The organism is Microbacterium sp. Leaf179, assembly GCF_001423785.1.
GTDB lineage: Bacteria > Actinomycetota > Actinomycetes > Actinomycetales > Microbacteriaceae > Microbacterium.
Genome location: NZ_LMPH01000006.1, coordinates 44,584 through 61,634 on the forward strand (window position 1 = coordinate 44,584; position 17,051 = coordinate 61,634).

General features: G+C 71.0%; 17 protein-coding genes. 12 read left to right on the forward strand and 5 right to left on the reverse strand.

Annotation, left to right across the window (positions count from 1 at the left end):
* Positions 1 to 17: 17 nt before the first annotated feature.
* From ASF96_RS15620 to ASF96_RS15635, 4 genes are all read left to right on the forward strand, one after another.
* Positions 18 to 1,067: an acyl-CoA dehydrogenase gene (locus ASF96_RS15620; RefSeq protein ID WP_235560632.1), complete on the forward strand. Its 1,050-nt coding sequence runs from the start codon at positions 18 to 20 to the stop codon at positions 1,065 to 1,067.
* A complete protein-coding gene (locus ASF96_RS15625) occupies positions 1,061 to 2,443 on the forward strand; it encodes a bifunctional PIG-L family deacetylase/class I SAM-dependent methyltransferase (protein WP_082509765.1) in 1,383 nt (460 codons plus the stop codon). Before ASF96_RS15620 ends, ASF96_RS15625 begins: the two co-directional genes overlap by 7 nt.
* Complete coding sequence (locus tag ASF96_RS15630) at positions 2,440 to 3,159, forward strand: glycosyltransferase (RefSeq protein ID WP_055940770.1); 720 nt, start codon at positions 2,440 to 2,442, stop codon at positions 3,157 to 3,159. Before ASF96_RS15625 ends, ASF96_RS15630 begins: the two co-directional genes overlap by 4 nt.
* Positions 3,160 to 3,249: 90 nt before the next feature.
* Complete coding sequence (locus tag ASF96_RS15635) at positions 3,250 to 4,431, forward strand: zinc-dependent alcohol dehydrogenase (RefSeq protein ID WP_055940773.1); 1,182 nt, start codon at positions 3,250 to 3,252, stop codon at positions 4,429 to 4,431.
* Positions 4,432 to 4,510: 79 nt separating this feature from the next.
* Here the strand turns inward: ASF96_RS15635 and ASF96_RS15640 are convergent, their stop codons facing one another.
* Positions 4,511 to 5,734, reverse strand: a complete 1,224-nt coding sequence (locus ASF96_RS15640) for a carbamoyl phosphate synthase large subunit (protein WP_055940774.1) — start codon at positions 5,732 to 5,734, stop codon at positions 4,511 to 4,513.
* Between the two features lie 118 nt (positions 5,735 to 5,852).
* Between ASF96_RS15640 and ASF96_RS15645 the strand changes: the two genes are divergently transcribed.
* Genes ASF96_RS15645 through ASF96_RS15660 form a run of 5 tightly spaced genes read left to right on the forward strand, consistent with a single transcriptional unit; the run spans position 5,853 to position 10,855 of the window.
* The gene (locus ASF96_RS15645) at positions 5,853 to 7,568 is read left to right on the forward strand and encodes a circularly permuted type 2 ATP-grasp protein (protein WP_055832853.1); all 1,716 of its coding nucleotides are present in this window, start codon (positions 5,853 to 5,855) and stop codon (positions 7,566 to 7,568) included.
* On the forward strand, positions 7,562 to 8,494 hold the full coding sequence (locus ASF96_RS15650; RefSeq protein WP_055832854.1) for an alpha-E domain-containing protein: 933 nt from the start codon (positions 7,562 to 7,564) through the stop codon (positions 8,492 to 8,494). Before ASF96_RS15645 ends, ASF96_RS15650 begins: the two co-directional genes overlap by 7 nt.
* Positions 8,491 to 9,336, forward strand: coding sequence for a transglutaminase family protein (locus ASF96_RS15655; protein ID WP_055832855.1), 846 nt, complete (start codon positions 8,491 to 8,493; stop codon positions 9,334 to 9,336). Before ASF96_RS15650 ends, ASF96_RS15655 begins: the two co-directional genes overlap by 4 nt.
* A gap of 57 nt (positions 9,337 to 9,393) precedes the next feature.
* Positions 9,394 to 10,041 (forward strand): hypothetical protein, encoded by a 648-nt coding sequence (locus ASF96_RS17090; RefSeq protein ID WP_156458903.1) that lies wholly within the window; start codon positions 9,394 to 9,396, stop codon positions 10,039 to 10,041.
* Positions 10,034 to 10,855, forward strand: coding sequence for a nucleotidyl transferase AbiEii/AbiGii toxin family protein (locus tag ASF96_RS15660; RefSeq protein WP_082509766.1), 822 nt, complete (start codon positions 10,034 to 10,036; stop codon positions 10,853 to 10,855). The genes ASF96_RS17090 and ASF96_RS15660 overlap by 8 nt, the downstream gene beginning before the upstream one ends.
* Positions 10,856 to 10,859: 4 nt before the next feature.
* Here the strand turns inward: ASF96_RS15660 and ASF96_RS15665 are convergent, their stop codons facing one another.
* A complete protein-coding gene (locus ASF96_RS15665; RefSeq protein ID WP_055832857.1) occupies positions 10,860 to 11,480 on the reverse strand; it encodes a TetR/AcrR family transcriptional regulator in 621 nt (206 codons plus the stop codon).
* Between the two features lie 72 nt (positions 11,481 to 11,552).
* Between ASF96_RS15665 and ASF96_RS15670 the strand changes: the two genes are divergently transcribed.
* Complete coding sequence (locus tag ASF96_RS15670) at positions 11,553 to 13,031, forward strand: MDR family MFS transporter (RefSeq protein ID WP_055940777.1); 1,479 nt, start codon at positions 11,553 to 11,555, stop codon at positions 13,029 to 13,031.
* 65 nt (positions 13,032 to 13,096) lie between these two features.
* Here the strand turns inward: ASF96_RS15670 and ASF96_RS15675 are convergent, their stop codons facing one another.
* The 3 genes from ASF96_RS15675 to ASF96_RS15680 all read right to left on the reverse strand — a co-directional run bounded on the left by ASF96_RS15675 (position 13,097) and on the right by ASF96_RS15680 (position 15,396).
* On the reverse strand, positions 13,097 to 14,083 hold the full coding sequence (locus ASF96_RS15675) for an aldo/keto reductase (RefSeq protein WP_055832863.1): 987 nt from the start codon (positions 14,081 to 14,083) through the stop codon (positions 13,097 to 13,099).
* A gap of 4 nt (positions 14,084 to 14,087) precedes the next feature.
* Complete coding sequence (locus tag ASF96_RS17095) at positions 14,088 to 14,246, reverse strand: hypothetical protein (protein ID WP_156458904.1); 159 nt, start codon at positions 14,244 to 14,246, stop codon at positions 14,088 to 14,090.
* 151 nt (positions 14,247 to 14,397) lie between these two features.
* Positions 14,398 to 15,396 (reverse strand): LacI family DNA-binding transcriptional regulator, encoded by a 999-nt coding sequence (locus tag ASF96_RS15680; protein WP_055940780.1) that lies wholly within the window; start codon positions 15,394 to 15,396, stop codon positions 14,398 to 14,400.
* A gap of 84 nt (positions 15,397 to 15,480) precedes the next feature.
* Between ASF96_RS15680 and ASF96_RS15685 the strand changes: the two genes are divergently transcribed.
* Both ASF96_RS15685 and rhaI read left to right on the forward strand, forming a co-directional pair.
* Positions 15,481 to 15,843 carry an L-rhamnose mutarotase gene (locus tag ASF96_RS15685; protein ID WP_055832865.1) on the forward strand — a complete coding sequence of 121 codons (363 nt, stop codon included), beginning with the start codon at positions 15,481 to 15,483 and terminating at the stop codon, positions 15,841 to 15,843.
* Positions 15,840 to 17,006 carry an L-rhamnose isomerase gene (gene rhaI, locus ASF96_RS15690; RefSeq protein WP_055940783.1) on the forward strand — a complete coding sequence of 389 codons (1,167 nt, stop codon included), beginning with the start codon at positions 15,840 to 15,842 and terminating at the stop codon, positions 17,004 to 17,006. Before ASF96_RS15685 ends, rhaI begins: the two co-directional genes overlap by 4 nt.
* The last annotated feature ends 45 nt before the right edge of the window (positions 17,007 to 17,051 follow it).

Sequence of the window (17,051 nt, forward strand, 5' to 3'; positions counted from 1 at the left end):
GGGCGAATGCTGTCAGGGTGACCGACGACGGCGACCATCCCCCCTTCCCCCTGCTGGTTCCCGAGGACTCCACCGACCTCGACGACGTGCGCTCCGCGCTGCGGGGCGCGGATGCCGTGGACGACCTCGGCACCGATCTCGCCGCAACGCTCGCCTGGGTCGTCGCCGTGCCGCGGCCGCGGTCGCTCGCCGCGTCGTGGGAGCTTCTCGCCTCGGTCGCCGCGCGCGACATCGCCGCGGCGCGCGTGCTGGAGCCGCACCTCGATGCACTCGGCATCCTCGACGAAGCGGCCGCGGCCGGCATCGCCGTCGATCTCGACGCGAGCGGCTCGTGGGGCGTGTTCGCCGCCGAGGGGCCGGGGGTCCGGCTCGAGGCGCGGCAGGACGCCGGTACCTGGACGCTGCACGGGACCAAGCCCTGGTGCTCGCTCGCCGCCGACCTCGACCACGCGCTCGTCACGGCCTGGGTCGACGACGAACGTCGCCAGCTGTTCGCCCTCGACCTGCGCGACCCGGCCGTGACCGCGCGACCGGGACCCTGGCACGCGCGCGGGCTCGACCGGGTGGTCAGCGCCCCCATCGACGTCGACGCCGCGGTCGCCGTGCCGGTAGGGGAGCCCGGGTGGTACCTGCGTCGCCCCGGCTTCGCGCACGGCGGCGTCGGGGTCGCCGCCTGCTGGTGGGGTGGGGCGATGCCGCTGCGCACGGCGCTCGCCGCGGCCGCCCGCGGCGAGCGTGCCGATCAGCTCGCCCGCGCGCACCTCGGCCGGGCCGACGTGGCCCTGTGGGCGGCGCGCGCCGTGCTGGTGGAGACGGCGACGGTCTTCGGCGCGGGGGGTTCGGCATCCGAGGGTCTGCGGGCCGCCCGCGCGCGAGCCGTGGTCGCCGACGCGGTCGAGGTGACCCTCACCGAGGCCGCGCACGCGCTGGGTCCGTCGCCGCTCGTCGCCGACGAGAGCCACGCGCGGCGCGTCGCCGACCTGCAGGTCTACGTGCGTCAGCACCACGCCGAACGCGACCTCGCCCGGATCGGCGGCGACGCGGCGACGGAGGGCGGACGATGGTGAGCTTCGACCACCGCGACCCCGGCACCGCCGAGATCGTCTGGACCGCGGCCCTCGCCGAGCGCCGCCTCGCCCCGATCGACCTCGACGTGGACCGGGTGATCGTGATGGCCGCGCACCCCGACGACGAGAGCCTCGGTGCCGCAGGCCTGCTCGCCACGGCCGCCGCCCGCGGCATCGCGATCGACCTCGTCGTCGTGACCGACGGAGAGGGCTCCCATCCCGAATCGCCCACGCACACCCCGGCCACCCTCGCGCTGCGGCGCCGCCGGGAGCTGATCGAGGCGTCGGACATCGTCGGTCTCTCGACCGACCCGCTCTTCCTCGGTCTTCCCGACGGCGGCACCGACGAACACCGGGAGGTCATCGCCGCCGCGCTGCACGACGCCCTCGACCGCGCGGGCGATGAGCGCGTGCTGGTGCTGTCCCCGTGGCGCGGCGACGGGCACCGCGACCACCGCGTCGTCGGAGAGATCGTCGAGCAGGTCTCGGCTGCCCGGGGCGTGCGCTCGCGCGCCTTTCCGATCTGGCTGTGGCACTGGGGCGGCCCGGGAGACGTGCCCTGGCCGCGCGCGGAGCGTCTGGACCTCGACGCCGCGGCTCGGGATGCCAAGACTCGCGCCGTCGACGCCCACGCCAGTCAGCTGCTCCCGCTGTCGGCCGCCCCCGGCGATGAGCCGATGGTGCACGACCGCATGCGCGCGCACTTCGCGCGAGAGGTGGAGGTGTTCGTCGCACCCGACGCGGGAACGCTCGACCCGCACCCCACCGCGGCCACGGTCGGCCAGGAATACTTCGACGACATGTACGCCCGGCACGACGACCCGTGGGGCTTCGACTCGCGCTGGTACGAGGAGCGAAAGCGCTCCGTGCTGCTCGCCGCGCTGCCGCGCCGCCGGTACCGTTCGGCGTTCGAGGCCGGCTGCTCCACGGGCGCGCTGACGGCCGCGCTCGCCGACCGGTGCGACCACGTCCTCGCCGTCGACCTCGCCCCGGCCGCCCTCGACCGGGCGCGAGAACGGCTCGGTCCGCGCGACGACGTCGAACTGCGTCGGGCGAAGCTCCCCGCCGAATGGCCCGAGGGTCCGTTCGACCTCGTGGTGCTGTCGGAGGTGGCGTACTACTGGGGTGCCGGCGACCTCGACCGCGGGCTCACGGCGAGCGTCGCGTCGTTGAGCGCCGACGGTCACCTCGTCGCCTGCCATTGGCGGCATCCGGTCGCCGAGTACCCGCGCAGCGGAGACAGCGTGCACGACGCGCTCGCCGTCCGGTCCGACCTCGTCCGTCTCGTGCGGCACGAGGAGGAGGACTTCGTGCTCGAGGTGTTCGGACGCCCGGGGGCGTCGTCGGTGGCGACCGAGGCGGGGCTCGTGTCGTGAGGGCGGTGACGGTGGTCATCCCCGCGCACGACGAAGAGGCGCTGATCGGACGCTGCCTCGCCTCGGTGACGCGGGCGGTGGCGCACGCGCGGGAACGCGAGACCGACCTGGCCGCGAGGGTCGTCGTGGTGCTCGACGCGTGCCGCGACACCACCGCCCTGCAGGTGCGGCGATGGTCGGTCGACACGATCGCGATCGACGCGCGCAGCGTCGGCACCGCGCGCCGGGTGGGCGCGGCGCACGCGGTGGCCTCCGTCGACGTGCGCGCCGACGACACCTGGATCGCGATGACCGATGCCGACACCGTCGTGCCGCGCGAATGGATCACCCACCAGCTCGATCTGATGCGCGACGGCGCCGATCTGGTGCTGGGAACGGTGCGCCCCGACTTCGCCGACCTCAGCGCCCGACACGCGGCGTACTGGCGCTCGACCCATCGCCGGGGCGAGCCCGCGGGCAACGTCCACGGGGCCAATCTCGGGGTGCGGGCGAGCGTGTACGCCGCGGCGGGCGGCATCCGCGATCTCGTCGAGCACGAAGACGTGGCGTTCGTGCAGGCGGCGCGGGCCGTGGGTGCGGTCGTGCGGGTGAGCGACGCCCACGAGGTCGAGACCTCGGGTCGCTTCACCGGTCGCACGCCCGCGGGATACGCCGCGTTCCTGCGTCGGGTGCACGCGTGGGTCGACGCTCCACCGCTGGCGGCACCGGGCGCGTGACCCATCCGCCGGGGTTCGTCAACCACCTCGGTCGCGCGAGACACGAGGCCGCAGACTGGGCGTCCCCCGGAATCGACGGAAGGCACAACGATGAAGGCACTGACCTGGCAGGGCAAGCGCAGCGTGAGCGTCGAGGAGGTCCCCGACCCGCAGATCCTCGAACCCACCGACGCGATCGTGAAGATCACCTCGACGGCGATCTGCGGCTCCGACCTGCACCTGTACGAGCTCTTCGGACCGTTCATCGACAAGGGCGATGTTCTCGGACACGAGCCGATGGGCGTCGTGGTCGAGGTGGGGTCGGCCGTGACGAACCTCGCCGTCGGCGACCGCATCGTCGTGCCGTTCAACATCTCGTGCGGGCACTGCTTCATGTGCCGCCGCGGCCTGCAGTCGCAGTGCGAGACCACGCAGGTGCGCGAGTACGGCAGCGGCGCCGCCCTCTTCGGCTACACCAAGCTCTACGGCCAGGTGCCGGGCGGACAGGCCGAGTACCTGCGCGTGCCGCTCGCCGACTACAACCACATCCGCGTCGGCGACGACCTGCCCGATGACCGCTACCTCTTCCTCAGCGACATCGTGCCCACCGCCTGGCAGGGCGTGAAGTACGCCGACGTCCCCGAGGGGGGCACGCTCGCGGTGATGGGTCTCGGCCCCGTCGGACAGTTCGCCGCCCGCATCGGCGTGCACCTCGGCTACCGCGTGCTCGCGATCGAGCCCGAGGCCGACCGCCGGGCCATGGCCGAACGCCACGGCGTGCTCACCTACGACCTCACCGACACGGTGGTCGACGAGCTCGTCGACCTCACCGAGGGGCGCGGGGTCGACGGTGTCGTGGATGCCGTGGGCATGGAGGCCCATGGCCTCGGCGGCATCAAGCTGGCGCAGAGCGCCATCGGCCTGCTGCCGGACCCCCTGGCGCGCACGCTCATGGACAAGGCGGGTCTCGATCGTCTCGCCGCGGTCTACGCCTCGATCGACCTCGTGCGTCGCGGCGGCACCGTCTCGCTCAGCGGCGTGTACGCCGGTGAGGCCGACGTGCTGCCGATGAAGACGATGTTCGACAAGCAGATCAGCTTCCGCATGGGCCAGTGCAACGTCAAGCGGTGGATCGACGATCTGCTGCCCCTGGTCGAGGACTCCGCCGACCCGCTCGGCGTGATGGACCTGGTGACGCACCACGCGCCGCTCGAAGACGCCCCCGGCCTGTACGAGACGTTCCAGAAGAAGGAAGACGGCTGCATCAAGGTCGTCCTGCGCCCCGGTTCCTGACCCGCACCCGTGGCGTGAGTCGCCGAGGTTCGTCGCCCGGCGGATGCCGGAAGCGACGAATCTCGGCGACTCGCGCGCGTCAGGCGCGGCCGGCGTGCACGGCCTCGAGGGCCGAGGCGTCGGCGTCGGACATGCCCTCGATCGGCTCGCCGTTCCACACGATGTCGTCGCCGAGGGCGGCGAGGGTCTCTTTGCGGTCGCCGTGCGAGATCTTCGCGCCGTGCACGATGGTCGCGGGGCTCCACAGCATCGCGGCACCGTCCCACCAGCCCGCGCCCACGTCGCGCACGTGCAGTAGGTCGTGCAGCGTCTTCGACAGGTGCGACAGTGGCTCGGTGAAGGCGTCGGCGAGAACCGCGAGGGTGATCTGCCGCTCGGTGCCGGCGATGGCGACGACGGGCTCGTCGAGCTTGCCCTCGATCGCCTTCGACACGTCGCCGGCCTCGAGCAGGATCACGCCGTTGGTGGGACGCGGGTTGCACTCGATGATCTTGTAGTCGGGCGCGGCCTCGCTGCCGTGGTCGACGAAGTCGAACGAGATCTGGCCCGAGAAGCCGGGGTCGAGCGCGTCGACGAGCTGCTGCGTGTAGCGCAGGGTGTCGGTGCTGTCGACGGCGATGAACGCGATGGCCGTGGAGTGCGCCCACTGCTCGGCCGCCTTGTACGTGGTGTGGGCGAGCACCTTGCCGTCGACGACGACGCTGTACGTGCAGACCATGGGCCCGTCGACGAAGGGCTGCACGAGCCACGGCTGCTCGGGGGTGGGCACGCACTCCTCGACGGGGATCTTGCCCGCGAGCGGACCCGTGTTGGTCAGCAGGCCCACGCCGCCGCGCGAGAAGGCCGCGCGGGCGAAGAAGCGGGGGAAGCTGTCGATGGCGGCGCGCAACTCGTCGGGCGAGGTGACGACGACCGTCTCGGGGATGGGCACCCCGGCATCCTGAGCCAGGCGCTGGAAGCTGGCCTTGTCGTGCAGGCGGGCCAGGTCGGCGAAGTCCCCGGCGAACAGGCGCACGCTCGAGGGCAGGTCGGCCACGCGCGCGGCGAGGTAGAACACCTCCTCGAACGTGGGGATGATCAGGTCGATGCTGTGCTTTTCGACGTAGTCGGAGACCGCGGCGATGAACGCGTCGGTCTCGAAGCGCGGAGAGGGCGTCGCGAGGTGCCCGGCGAGGAAGCGCGAGTGGTTTCCCACGGCCCCGTCGTAGGTGTCGCTGGCGAAGACGGTATGCCCGACGCTGCCGAGCTTGCGGATCAGGTCGAGAGCGAACGTGTTGCGGGAACTGGTGACGAGCACGCGCATGGAGGCACCCTTATCGTGGCGGCGGACGTTGGCGTCACTCTATCGATCGCCCGTGTCCGCGCACGTGTCACCGGCGGAGGAAACGTGTCGGCAACACGGCGCTGAGTAGAGTCATCGCATGGGTGACCTGTTCGACGGTTACGGCTCCACGCTGGCGCCGCGCAAAACCGCATCCGGCGTTCCGGCGTACGACGAGATGTTCGGCGGTCCGGCTGGTCCCGGAGACGCCGTGCCCTCGCGCGAGGCGTACCGGGAGCTGTACCAGACGCTCGCGAAGATGACGCAGCAGGAGCTGCGCGGTCGCACCGAGTCCCTCGCGAGTTCGTATCTGGCGCAGGGCGTCACCTTCGACTTCGCGGGTGAGGAACGGCCCTTCCCCCTGGATGCCGTGCCCCGGGTCATCGCGTACGACGAGTGGTCGCGCATCGAGGCCGGCGTCAAACAGCGCGTCCGTGCGCTGGAGGCCTTCCTCGACGACGCGTACGGCAACCAGCACTGCGTGCGCGACGGCATCCTCCCCGCCGGTCTCATCGCGTCGTCGCAGTACTTCTACCGCCAGGCTGCCGGCATCCGCAGTGCCAACGGCGTGCGCATCCAGGTGTCGGGCATCGATCTGATCCGCGACGAGCACGGCGAGATGCGGGTGCTCGAAGACAACGTGCGCGTTCCCTCGGGGGTCTCGTACGTCATCTCGAACCGTCGCGTGATGGCGCAGACCCTGCCCGAGCTGTTCGTCTCGATGCGGGTGCGCCCGGTCGGCGACTACCCGAACAAGCTGCTGTCGGCGCTGCGCGCGTCGGCCCCGCCCGGAATCGACGACCCGAACATCGTCGTGCTCACCCCGGGCGTCTACAACTCCGCCTACTTCGAGCACACGCTGCTCGCGCGCCTCATGGGCGTGGAGCTGGTCGAGGGGCGCGACCTGCTGTGCATCGGCGGCAAGGTCTTCATGCGCACCACCCGCGGCCCCCAGCGTGTCGACGTGATCTACCGCCGCGTCGACGACGAGTTCCTCGACCCGCTGCAGTTCCGCGCCGACTCCATGCTCGGCGCCCCCGGGATCATGCTCGCCGCCCGGTTGGGCAACGTCACGATCGCCAACGCCGTCGGCAACGGCGTCGCCGACGACAAGCTGCTCTACACCTACGTGCCCGAGCTCATCCGGTACTACCTGGCCGAGGAGCCCATCCTCAAGAACGTCGACACGTGGCGGCTCGAAGATCCGGGCGCCCTCGAAGAGGTGCTCGATCGTCTGCCCGAACTGGTCGTGAAGCCCGTCGACGGCTCGGGCGGCAAGGGCCTGGTTGTAGGCCCCGACGCCTCGCCGGCCGAACTCGACACGTTGCGCAAGCGCCTGCTCGCCGACCCGCGCGGGTGGATCGCTCAGCCGGTGGTCATGCTGTCGACCATCCCCACGCTGGTCGAAGACGGCATGCGCCCGAGGCACGCCGACCTGCGTCCCTTCGCGGTGAACGACGGCGACGACATCTGGGTGCTGCCCGGCGGCCTGACCCGCGTCGCCCTTCCCGAGGGACAGCTCGTGGTCAACTCCAGCCAGGGAGGCGGGTCGAAGGACACGTGGATCGTCGGCGGAGCGGCCCCCTCGCACGTCGAGTACGGCCAGGGTCAGGGCGTGTCGGGTCTCGTGGCCGATCAGGCCGCGGTCACCGAGTCGATCCCGATCATCTACGACGGCCAGCCCGCCCCCGCCACCTCGCCCCGCGACCAACGCCCGGGCCGCGATCAGCAGGAGCAGCAGCAACAGGACGCCGGTGTGCAGCACGGCCCCCAGGCCGAGCAGCAGCAGCAAGCGCGAGAGGTGCCGGAATGCTGAGTCGGATCGCCGAGAGCCTGTTCTGGATCGGGCGCTACATCGAGCGCAGCGACGGGACCGCGCGCATCCTCGACGTGCACCTGCAACTGCTGCTCGAGGATCCGTGGATCGACGAGGACACCGCCTGCCGGTCGCTGCTCAGCGTGATGGGGTCGGCCTGGCCCGAAGAGCTCGACACCGTGCGCCGCGACGACGTGCTCGCGCGTCTGGCCGTCGACCGCATGAACCCGTCGAGCATCGCCTACTCGATCACCGCGGCGCGCGAGAACGCCCGCCGGGCGCGCGAGATCGTGTCGACGGAGCTGTGGGAGATCCTCAACACCACGAACTCCCGCATGCCCCGCCGCCTGCAGACCGACAAGGTGCACGAGTTCTTCCAGTGGGTGCGCGAGCGCGCCGCCCTCGCGATCGGCATCGTCGACTCCTCGACCAACCGCGACGAGGCGTGGCAGTTCTTCACCCTCGGGCGCAGCATCGAGCGCACCGACATGACGGCTCGTCTGCTGGCCACCCGCTCACTCACCGAGGTGTCGGGTCCGTCGTGGACGACGATCCTGCGCTCCTGCGGGGCGTACGAGGCGTACCTGCGCACCTACCGCGGCATGCCGAGTGCGCGCAACGCCGCCGAGTTCCTGCTGCTCGACCGTCTGTTCCCGCGGTCGATCATCTACTCGATCCAACGCGCAGAGGACTGCATGAGCGCGATCGACCCCCGCGCCGACCGCGTCGGACACTCCAACACGGTGCTGCGCGCCCTCGGACAGATCCGCAACGACCTCGAGTACCGCCCGGTCAGCGACATCCTCGCGGAGTTGCCCGAACACATGCAGCGCGTGCAGACGGTCTCGCGCGAGGCGTCGGAGGCCATCCGCTCGCGGTTCTTCCCGACGCAGGCCGAGCCCAGCTGGATCGGAGAGATCTCGTGAAACGCCTCCGCATCGAACACCAGACCGGCTTCGCCTACCCGGGCGACGTGTCGGCCTCGTACAACGAGGCGCGCATGCTGCCGCACTCCACCGACAGCCAGTTCGTGCTGAGTTCGTCGCTCGACATCGAGCCCTCGACCTCGGTGAACCAGTACGTCGACTACTTCGGCACGCGCGTCGCGGCGTTCGACGTGCTGTCGCCGCACCAGGCGCTCACGATCACGGCGCGCTCGCTCGTCGAGGTGCGGCCGCGCCCGATCGAGCACGCCGACATCACGTGGGAGCAGTTGGCGTCCGAGTCGGCGCGCTCGATCACCACGGTCGAACAGCTGACGCAGACCCGCCGCACGACCCCGCACGCCGAGGTGGCCGAGCTCGCCCGTGCCATCGCCGCGCAGCACGACCGCCCGGGTCCGGCCGCGCACGCCATCGTCGAGGCCGTGGGTGACGCGATCGACTACATGCAGGGCGTCACGGGAGTGCACTCCACCGCGGTCGACGCGTGGGAGGCCCGCAAGGGCGTCTGCCAGGACATCGCCCACATCGCGATCGGGGCGCTGCGCGAAGTCGGCATCCCGGCCCGGTACGTCTCGGGCTACCTGCACCCGAAGCCGTCCGCCGAGGTCGGCGAGGCCGTGACGGGCGAGTCGCACGCGTGGGTGGAGTGGTTCGCCGGTGACTGGCAGGGCTTCGACCCCACCAACAACATCGAGATCGGCGACCGTCACGTGCTCGTCGGTCGCGGTCGCGACTACAACGACGTGCCGCCGCTGCGCGGCGTGTACGCCGGCCCCGGCAAGAGCAACCTCAAGGTGAAGGTCACGATCACGCGCGAGACCTGACGCAGGTTCCCCGGAAATATACGCGCAGCGTATAGTTCCAGGGGTATAGGAGGGTTCATGGGCGCCGACGTCGACATCGCACGGTCGATCGCTGCGTCACCGTTGCGCACAGTCCGCCTGAAAGACCTCCCTCCGCTCGTTCGGAACACGTGGCGAACCGTTGAGAGGTTGACGGACCGCGGCGCGCTGGTGCGACTGTCTCATGGTGTCTATACCGCTCCCCCCGATGGGGAAGACGGGCGTTCTTGGCGACCGTCGCTCGAGTCCACCGCCTTGGCTATCGCTGTGGCACGGGTGGGCGGCCGGTCGGCCGCACTGATGGGAACAAGCGCGGCCCGCTACTGGGGAGTCCTTCCCCGAGCGATCGGTGTAGCAACCGTCGCGGTCGACCGGGGGAAGCACTCGGCCTTGGAACTGGATCACGGAGGAACCGTCCTCTTCGTCCCGCGGCGTTTTGATCTGCTCGATCTCGTCTTGGAGCGCACGAGTCTTGGGCGTGGGCTCGTCACGACGCCGGCGCAGACGCTTTTCGATCTGCTTTCGCGGCGTCCCGCTGATGGCCTCGAGAAAGAGATCGATGGGGCAGTCGACAATCTGATCGCTCGGGTCGAGGTCCCCGATTACGCGGATGTCCTCGCACGCTCTGCTCGCCCGGGCATAGCTGCTCGCGCCGCACTCGAACGCCTGCGAGAGAAGTATGAGTGAGGCGCGCCCGACGTTCGGTGGTCGTGGACCGACGGTCGGTGTCCTCGACGAGGAAGAGCGGCGCGCGGTTCAACGGCTCTTCGGTGTCGCCGCAGAGCAGGTGGCCCGAGATCATGTCGTCTCCCATGCGCTGGCGGCCATAGCCGAGCTGGGTCCGGACCATGTCGTCTTCTTCGGCGGAACGGCGCTCTCTCGAACGCACCTCCCGCAGACTCGGCTGTCCGAAGACATCGATCTCATCGCCCTGGGTGAGCGGCGACACGTCGCGCAACAGATCGAGGGCATTCTCTCGCGGCGACTGGGGCGCCTGTTCGGCGCCGTGCAGTTCACTCCGCGGCTCACTGAGTCGCGACATCCTCATGCTTCCGTTCTGCAGGTGGGGGAGACGCGAATCCAAGTGCAGTTGGTTTCGGCGGTCGGCTATCCTGCCTGGCCGACCGAGGTGGTGTCCATCGAGCAGCGTTACGGAGATGCTTCGCCGGCGCGCCTTCGCGTTCTCACGGCCGCGTCGTTCGTGGCGTCGAAGCTGGCAGCGTGGAGTGATCGCGGTGCCGCTCGCGATCTCTACGACCTCTGGGCCCTCGCCGAAGCGTCGAAGATCACGGGCGAGGCGCTCGACATCTTCCGACGGCTCGGCCCCCTCACCAGTGCGTCGAAGGTCAGCTTCGTGGATGTGCCAACGCACACGGAGTGGACTCGCGCTCTGGGGCATCAGTGCCTCGTGCGGGTCACGCCGGACGTGGCCGTTGCTGTCGTCGAGGCGGCGTTGGAATCCGCCGCCGGGGGAGCCGAGGCGCCCACGCGCGAGACCTGAGCGGTCAGGCGCCGGCGGCTCGGCCCATCTGCTGCTGCACCTCGCGGTGCAGGTCGACCAGGCTGCTCGCCTGGCCGCGGTCGTGGCGGCGTGCCCACTCGTCGAGGGTCGTGCGCATCTCGAGGCCGGCGAGGCCGAGCGCGGCCCGCACATCGAGGTCGGGGCGTTCGAGGCGCTCGGCGATCTCGGGGATGAAGCGGTCGGATGACGTGGCCTCGCGGCGCACGGCCGCACCCAGCAGCGCGGGCTCGTGGCCGATGAGCCGGCGCACGCGGAGGAACCTCTCGCGCGCCTGAGGATCGGCATCCAGACCGCGCAGCTCGCGCGCGAAGACGGCACGCAGCGCCGTCGTGAGTGCGGCGATGTCGTCGCCCGGCGCGCCGACGCCGGCGAGCGCCTCGGCGAAGCGGCCGTCGTCGATGAAGACGGCGTCTTCTTTCGTGCCGGCCAGGCGGAAGAACGTGCGGGGCGAGACGCCCGCGCGCGCGGCGATCTCGTCGACCGTCGTGCCGGTGACGCCCTTCTGCTCGAACAGGTCGAGGGCGGCCGCGCAGATCTCGACCGCCGTCTCGCGGCGGCGTCGGTCGCGCAGACCTCCACCCGCGGGGGCTGACAGGGGGCTCATGTCCGATACAGTAGTCGATGTCTTATTGGCAGTAGCTGCCAAGTTGTCTCTTCCTGCTCAGATTGGTCCTCCATGGTCTCCACCGGAACCGTCCCCACCGCCCCGCCCGGCGCCGGCGTCAAGCCCGCCGTGCGCCCCGGCGCCGTCATCGCGCTGCTCGTCGTCGCCGCCTTCGTCGTCATCCTGAACGAGACGATCATGGGCGTCGCCCTTCCCGAGCTCATGCGCGAGCTCGACATCACCGCCGCCTCCGCGCAGTGGCTGACCACGGCCTTCCTGCTGACGATGGCCGTCGTCATTCCCACGACCGGGTTCCTCATCCAGCGCTTCCCGCTTCGCACCCTGTTCTTCACCGCGATGGGGCTGTTCACCCTGGGCACCGTGATCGCCGCGATCGCCCCCGGGTTCGGCGTGCTGCTGCTGGGCCGCATCGTGCAGGCCTCGGGAACCGCGATCATGATCCCGCTGCTGTTCACCACCGTTTTGAACGTCGTGCCCGCCCACCGTCGCGGACGCATGATGGGACTCATCTCGATCGTCATCTCGGTGGCCCCGGCCGTCGGTCCCACGGTCTCGGGTCTGATCCTGTCGGTCTTCCCGTGGCGGGCGATGTTCATCGTCATGATCCCGATCGCGCTGGTCGCGATCGCCCTCGGCGCCCGATGGGTGCAGAACCTCACCGACACGCGCCGCGTGACCCTCGACGTGCTCTCGGTCGTGCTGTCGGCCCTCGCCTTCGGCGGCATCATCTTCGGCCTGTCGAGCATCGGCGAAGCGGCGGGCGGTCACGAGATCGTCCCCGTCTGGATGCCGTTGGTCCTGGGCGCCGTCGCGCTCGTGGCGTTCATCGTGCGTCAGCTGCGCCTCGGCGCGACCGACCGCGTGCTGCTGAACCTCGGCGTCTTCCGGCACTCGACCTTCAGTGTCGCCGTGGTGCTGGTGGTCGTGGCGATGACGACGCTGTTCGGCGTGCTCATCCTGCTGCCGCTGTACCTGCAGAACGTGCTGGGCCTCGGGACCCTGCCCACCGGCCTCATGCTGCTGCCGGGCGGTCTGCTGATGGGGCTCATGGCCCCGCTCGTCGGCAACCTGTTCGACCGGTTCGGCGCGCGCCCGCTCGTGCTGCCGGGCGCGATCGTGGCCAGCGTCGCGCTCTGGGGCTTTGCGACCCTGTCGACCTCGACCCCCGTCGGCTTCGTCATCGCCGTGCACTGCCTGCTGAGCCTGGGGCTGGCGTTCATGTTCACGCCGCTCATGACCGCGGCGCTCGGATCGCTCCCGCGCCGGCTGTACCCGCACGGCTCCGCGATCGTGTCGACCGTGCAGCAGCTCGCGGGCGCGGCGGGCACCGCGGTGTTCGTCACGCTCATGACCGTGGGCGCGGCGTCGGCCGTGGCCGACCGGGGCGCATCGGCCGTGGATGCCACGGCATCCGGCATCCACACCGCGTTCTTCGTCGCGGCGTGCCTGTCGCTGGCGGTCGTCGTGCTGGCGGCGTTCGTGCGAACGCCGGCCCAGGTCGATGACGCCGAGGCGATGCCGGCGCACTGACGTCTTCACGCCGTTCCCGCGCGGGCCGTCTCCGGCGCGCGCGGGAACGAGTCGGCCCCTCGCCCTCAGCGACCCACGAACCCCATATGCTGCGCGTTGTAGCGGTCGCCGTGCACGCCGATGCGACGGGCCAGGCCGTCGAGGTCGGCCCTGTCGTCCGCCGAGAGGGCGATCTCGCTCGAGCGGGCATTCTCGTGGATCCGCTCGGTGCGCCGCGTTCCGGGGATGGGGGCGATGTGCGCCCCCTGGGCGAGCAGCCACGCGAGGGCGATCTGCCCGGGCGTGCACTCCTTCCGCGCGGCGAGCTCGCGCACGTGCGCGACGAGCGCCTGGTTCGCGGCGAGGTTGTCGGCCTCGAAGCGGGGGACGCGCGTACGGATGTCGCCGTCGCTGAACGTCGTCGAGGTGTCGACGGTGCCCGTGAGGAAGCCCTTGCCCAGCGGGCTGAAGGGCACGAACCCGATGCCGAGCTCGGCGAGGGTGGGGAGGATCTCGGCCTCGGGGTCTCGCGTCCACAGCGAGTACTCGCTCTGCAGCGCCGTCACCGGGAACGTCTCGTGGGCGGCGCGGACGGTGGCCGCCGAGGCTTCGGACAAGCCGAAATGGCGGACCTTGCCGGCGGCGACGAGTTCTCCGACCGTTCCCGCGACGTCTTCGATCGGGACGTCGGGGTCGACGCGGTGCTGGTAGAAGAGGTCGATCACGTCGGTGCGCAGGCGGGTGAGCGAGGCGTCCGCCACCCGTCGGATCTGCTCGGGGCGGCTGTCGAGCCCGGCCATCGCCCCCTCGCGGATGTCCCACCCGAACTTGGTGGCGATGACGACCTGATCGCGGATCGGCTCCAGTGCCTCGCCGACCAGCTCCTCATTGTCGTAGGGGCCGTAGACCTCCGCCGTGTCGAAGAAGGTGACGCCCGCATCGAGAGCCGACCGGAGCACCGCGATCATCTCGTCGCGGTCGCCGGGGTTCGGGCCGTACGACTGCGACATCCCCATGCAGCCGAGCCCGACCGCCGATACCTCGAGGCCCTGTCCCAGAGTCCGTGTGTGCATGCTGTCACTCCTCCCGCGCCGCCGCGGCGGCATCGTGTGCGAGTCCACCCCGGGACTCGGCGTCGGTCGTCGACGGACAGGCGGCGCGCAGCCGCATCCGCCCGGAACTGCTCGACTCCGGTGCGGCGACGCCGACCCCGCGCCCGTCGGCCCTATCGTCCATGCGGTCGACGCTACGCCCGAACCCGACGGGCAGGGACGCCCCGTCAGTACACCCCTCACCGGCGATTCCCTCGCCCGCGGTACGGCGAAGGGGCGAACGCGCGTCGAGGCACCGAGGGCCCGGCGGCCGAGAAGGCCGCGGCCGCCGGCGACTAGCCGCTCGACGCCCGCACGATCAGCTCGGGACGGAACCTCACCTGGCGCTCGGCGGGGTCGAGGTCGCCGTCGAGCTGACGCAGCAGCAGGTCGACGGCCGTGGAACCCAGGGCCTCGGCGGGCTGACGCACCGAGGTGAGCGGCACGACGGTGGCGGCGGCGAAGTCGATGTCGTCGTAGCCGACGAGAGCGATGTCGTCGGGCACGCGGATGTCGCCGAGCATCGTGAGGGCCTGCAGCACGCCGACGGCGAGCAGGTCGTTGGCGGCGAAGACGGCGTCGGGGCGGTCGGCGCGCTCGCGCACGCGCTCACCCGCGGCGCGGCCGGCGAGCACGGTCATGGCATCGGCCTCGATCACCTCGAGCCCGGCGCCGTCGACCTCGGCGACCGCGCGGCGGGCTCCGGCGAGGCGATCGGCGACCTGGCGCGTGGTCAGGGGACCGGCGACGAAGGCGATCCGGCGGCGTCCCCGTGCGAGCAGATGCGCGACGGCCAGGTGGCCGCCCTCGACGTCGTCGACCGAGACGGCGCAGACGTCGGAGCCGTGCATCTGCTCGTCGACGAGCACGACGGGGATGCCGGCGGCCGCCAGGCGTTCGACGACGTCGCCGTCGGCGTCGGCGGGGGTGAGCAGCACCCCGGCCACCCGTTGCTCTCGGAACTGGTCGAGGTAGAGACGCTCGTGGTCGGGGTCGGCGCCGCTGGAGCCGAGCAGCACGACGTAGCCGTCGTCGGCGGCGCGGGCTTCGGCGCCGCGGGCGACGGCGGCGAAGAAGGGGTTGCCGGCGTCGAGCACGATGAGCGCGATGCTGCGGCTGCGACCGGCGCGCAGCTGGCGGGCGGCGTCGTTGCGCACGTACCCGAGGGCGTCGATGGCCGCGCGCACGCGCTCGGCGGCGGCGGCCGACACGGTGGCCCGACCGTTGAGGACGTTCGACACGGTGCCCACCGAGACCCCCGCGCGCGCCGCGACGTCCGTGATCTTGACCGCCATGATCCGACGACGATATCGCACGCGCACACCCGCTGTGCTATCGTGCGATGAAACGATTCATTCTCGAGGAAGAGAACCCGCCCCATGTCCGCACAGACCACGCGCGTCTGCTTCGAACTCCGCGTCCGGCCCGAGCTGATCGACGAGTACGTCGCACGGCACACGCCCGTGCCGACCGAGATGCTCGACGAGATCGCCGCGGCCGGGCGACGCAACTACTCGCTGTTCCTCGGCGAGCACGGGCGGCTCATCGGCTACTACGAGACCGACGACGACGCGGCCGCCCAGGCGTACCTGGCCGCCTCGCCGATCGCGGCCGCGTGGGAGGCCGAGATGGCCCCGTTCTTCCTCGGCCTCGAGGGTCGTCCCGACCAGGCCGCCACCGCCCTCACCGAGGTCTTCCACCTCGCCGACCAGCTCGCATACGCGGGAAGGAACCCGTCATGACCACTCTCGGCCCCGAGATCCTCTCCGCCCTCGAACAGCAGGCGATCGAGCTGCCCTCCTGGGCGTTCGGCAACTCCGGCACCCGCTTCCGCGTGTTCCCGACGCCGGGCACCCCGCGCGACGCGTTCGAGAAGATCGCCGATGCCGCCGAGGTCCACCGCCTCACCGCCCTCGCGCCGAGTGTGGCCCTGCACATCCCGTGGGACCTGGTCGACGACTTCGGGGCGCTGCGCCGCCACGCCGACGACCTGGGCGTGCGCCTCGGCACGATCAACTCGAACACCTTCCAGGACGAGGACTACAAGTTCGGCGCCCTCACGCACCACGACGACGTCATCCGCCGGAAGGCCATCGACCACCACCTCGCGTGCATCGACGTGATGGATGCCACGGGCTCGCGCGATCTGAAGATCTGGCTCGCCGAGGGGTCCAACTACCCCGGGCAGAACGACATGCGCGGTCGCCAGGACCGCCTGCAGGACTCGCTGCAGCAGATCTACGCCCGCCTCGGCGACGACCAGCGCCTGGTGCTGGAGTACAAGTTCTTCGAGCCGTCGTTCTACCACACCGACGTCCCCGACTGGGGAACGTCGTACGCGCAGGTGGCGTCGCTCGGAGACAAGGCGATGGTCTGCCTCGACACCGGGCATCACGCGCCCGGCACCAACATCGAGTTCATCGTCATGCAGCTGCTGCGCCTCGGAAAGCTCGGCTCGTTCGACTTCAACTCGCGCTTCTACGCCGACGACGACCTCATCGTCGGATCGGCCGACCCGTTCCAGCTGTTCCGCATCCTCACCGAGGTCGTCCGCGGCGGGGGCCTGAACAACCCCGACGTGGCGTTCATGCTCGATCAGTGCCACAACATCGAGGACAAGATCCCCGGCCAGATCCGCTCGGTGCTCAACGTGCAGGAGATGACGGCGCGCGCCCTGCTCGTCGACCGTGACGCTCTGGCCGCCGCGCAGCAGGCGAACGACGTGCTCGGCGCCAACGCCGTGCTCATGGACGCGTTCTACACCGACGTGCGCCCGGCGCTCGCCGAGTGGCGGGAATCGCGCGGCCTCCCCGCCGACCCCATGGCGGCCTTCGCCGCCTCGGGCCACCTCGCCCGCCTCGCCGACGAGCGCGCGGGCGGAATCCAGGCCGGCTGGGGCGCCTGACCCCGCCCCGCGGGGCGACGCCCGCATCGCCCCGGCGCTTCTTCT

Excerpts from the sequence above, each read along its gene's own strand:
- ASF96_RS15665 (WP_055832857.1), bottom strand. The coding sequence starts at position 11,480 with ATGAGCCCCCTGTCAGCCCCCGCGGGTGGAGGTCTGCGCGACCGACGC.
- ASF96_RS15685 (WP_055832865.1), top strand. The coding sequence starts at position 15,481 with ATGTCCGCACAGACCACGCGCGTCTGCTTCGAACTCCGCGTCCGGCCC.
- ASF96_RS17095 (WP_156458904.1), bottom strand. The coding sequence starts at position 14,246 with ATGGACGATAGGGCCGACGGGCGCGGGGTCGGCGTCGCCGCACCGGAG.
- ASF96_RS15645 (WP_055832853.1), top strand. The coding sequence starts at position 5,853 with ATGGGTGACCTGTTCGACGGTTACGGCTCCACGCTGGCGCCGCGCAAA.
- ASF96_RS15680 (WP_055940780.1), bottom strand. The coding sequence starts at position 15,396 with ATGGCGGTCAAGATCACGGACGTCGCGGCGCGCGCGGGGGTCTCGGTG.
- ASF96_RS17090 (WP_156458903.1), top strand. The coding sequence starts at position 9,394 with ATGGGCGCCGACGTCGACATCGCACGGTCGATCGCTGCGTCACCGTTG.
- rhaI (WP_055940783.1), top strand. The coding sequence starts at position 15,840 with ATGACCACTCTCGGCCCCGAGATCCTCTCCGCCCTCGAACAGCAGGCG.
- ASF96_RS15675 (WP_055832863.1), bottom strand. The coding sequence starts at position 14,083 with ATGCACACACGGACTCTGGGACAGGGCCTCGAGGTATCGGCGGTCGGG.
- ASF96_RS15650 (WP_055832854.1), top strand. The coding sequence starts at position 7,562 with ATGCTGAGTCGGATCGCCGAGAGCCTGTTCTGGATCGGGCGCTACATC.
- ASF96_RS15670 (WP_055940777.1), top strand. The coding sequence starts at position 11,553 with ATGGTCTCCACCGGAACCGTCCCCACCGCCCCGCCCGGCGCCGGCGTC.
- ASF96_RS15635 (WP_055940773.1), top strand. The coding sequence starts at position 3,250 with ATGAAGGCACTGACCTGGCAGGGCAAGCGCAGCGTGAGCGTCGAGGAG.
- ASF96_RS15640 (WP_055940774.1), bottom strand. The coding sequence starts at position 5,734 with ATGCGCGTGCTCGTCACCAGTTCCCGCAACACGTTCGCTCTCGACCTG.
- ASF96_RS15625 (WP_082509765.1), top strand. The coding sequence starts at position 1,061 with ATGGTGAGCTTCGACCACCGCGACCCCGGCACCGCCGAGATCGTCTGG.
- ASF96_RS15660 (WP_082509766.1), top strand. The coding sequence starts at position 10,034 with ATGAGTGAGGCGCGCCCGACGTTCGGTGGTCGTGGACCGACGGTCGGT.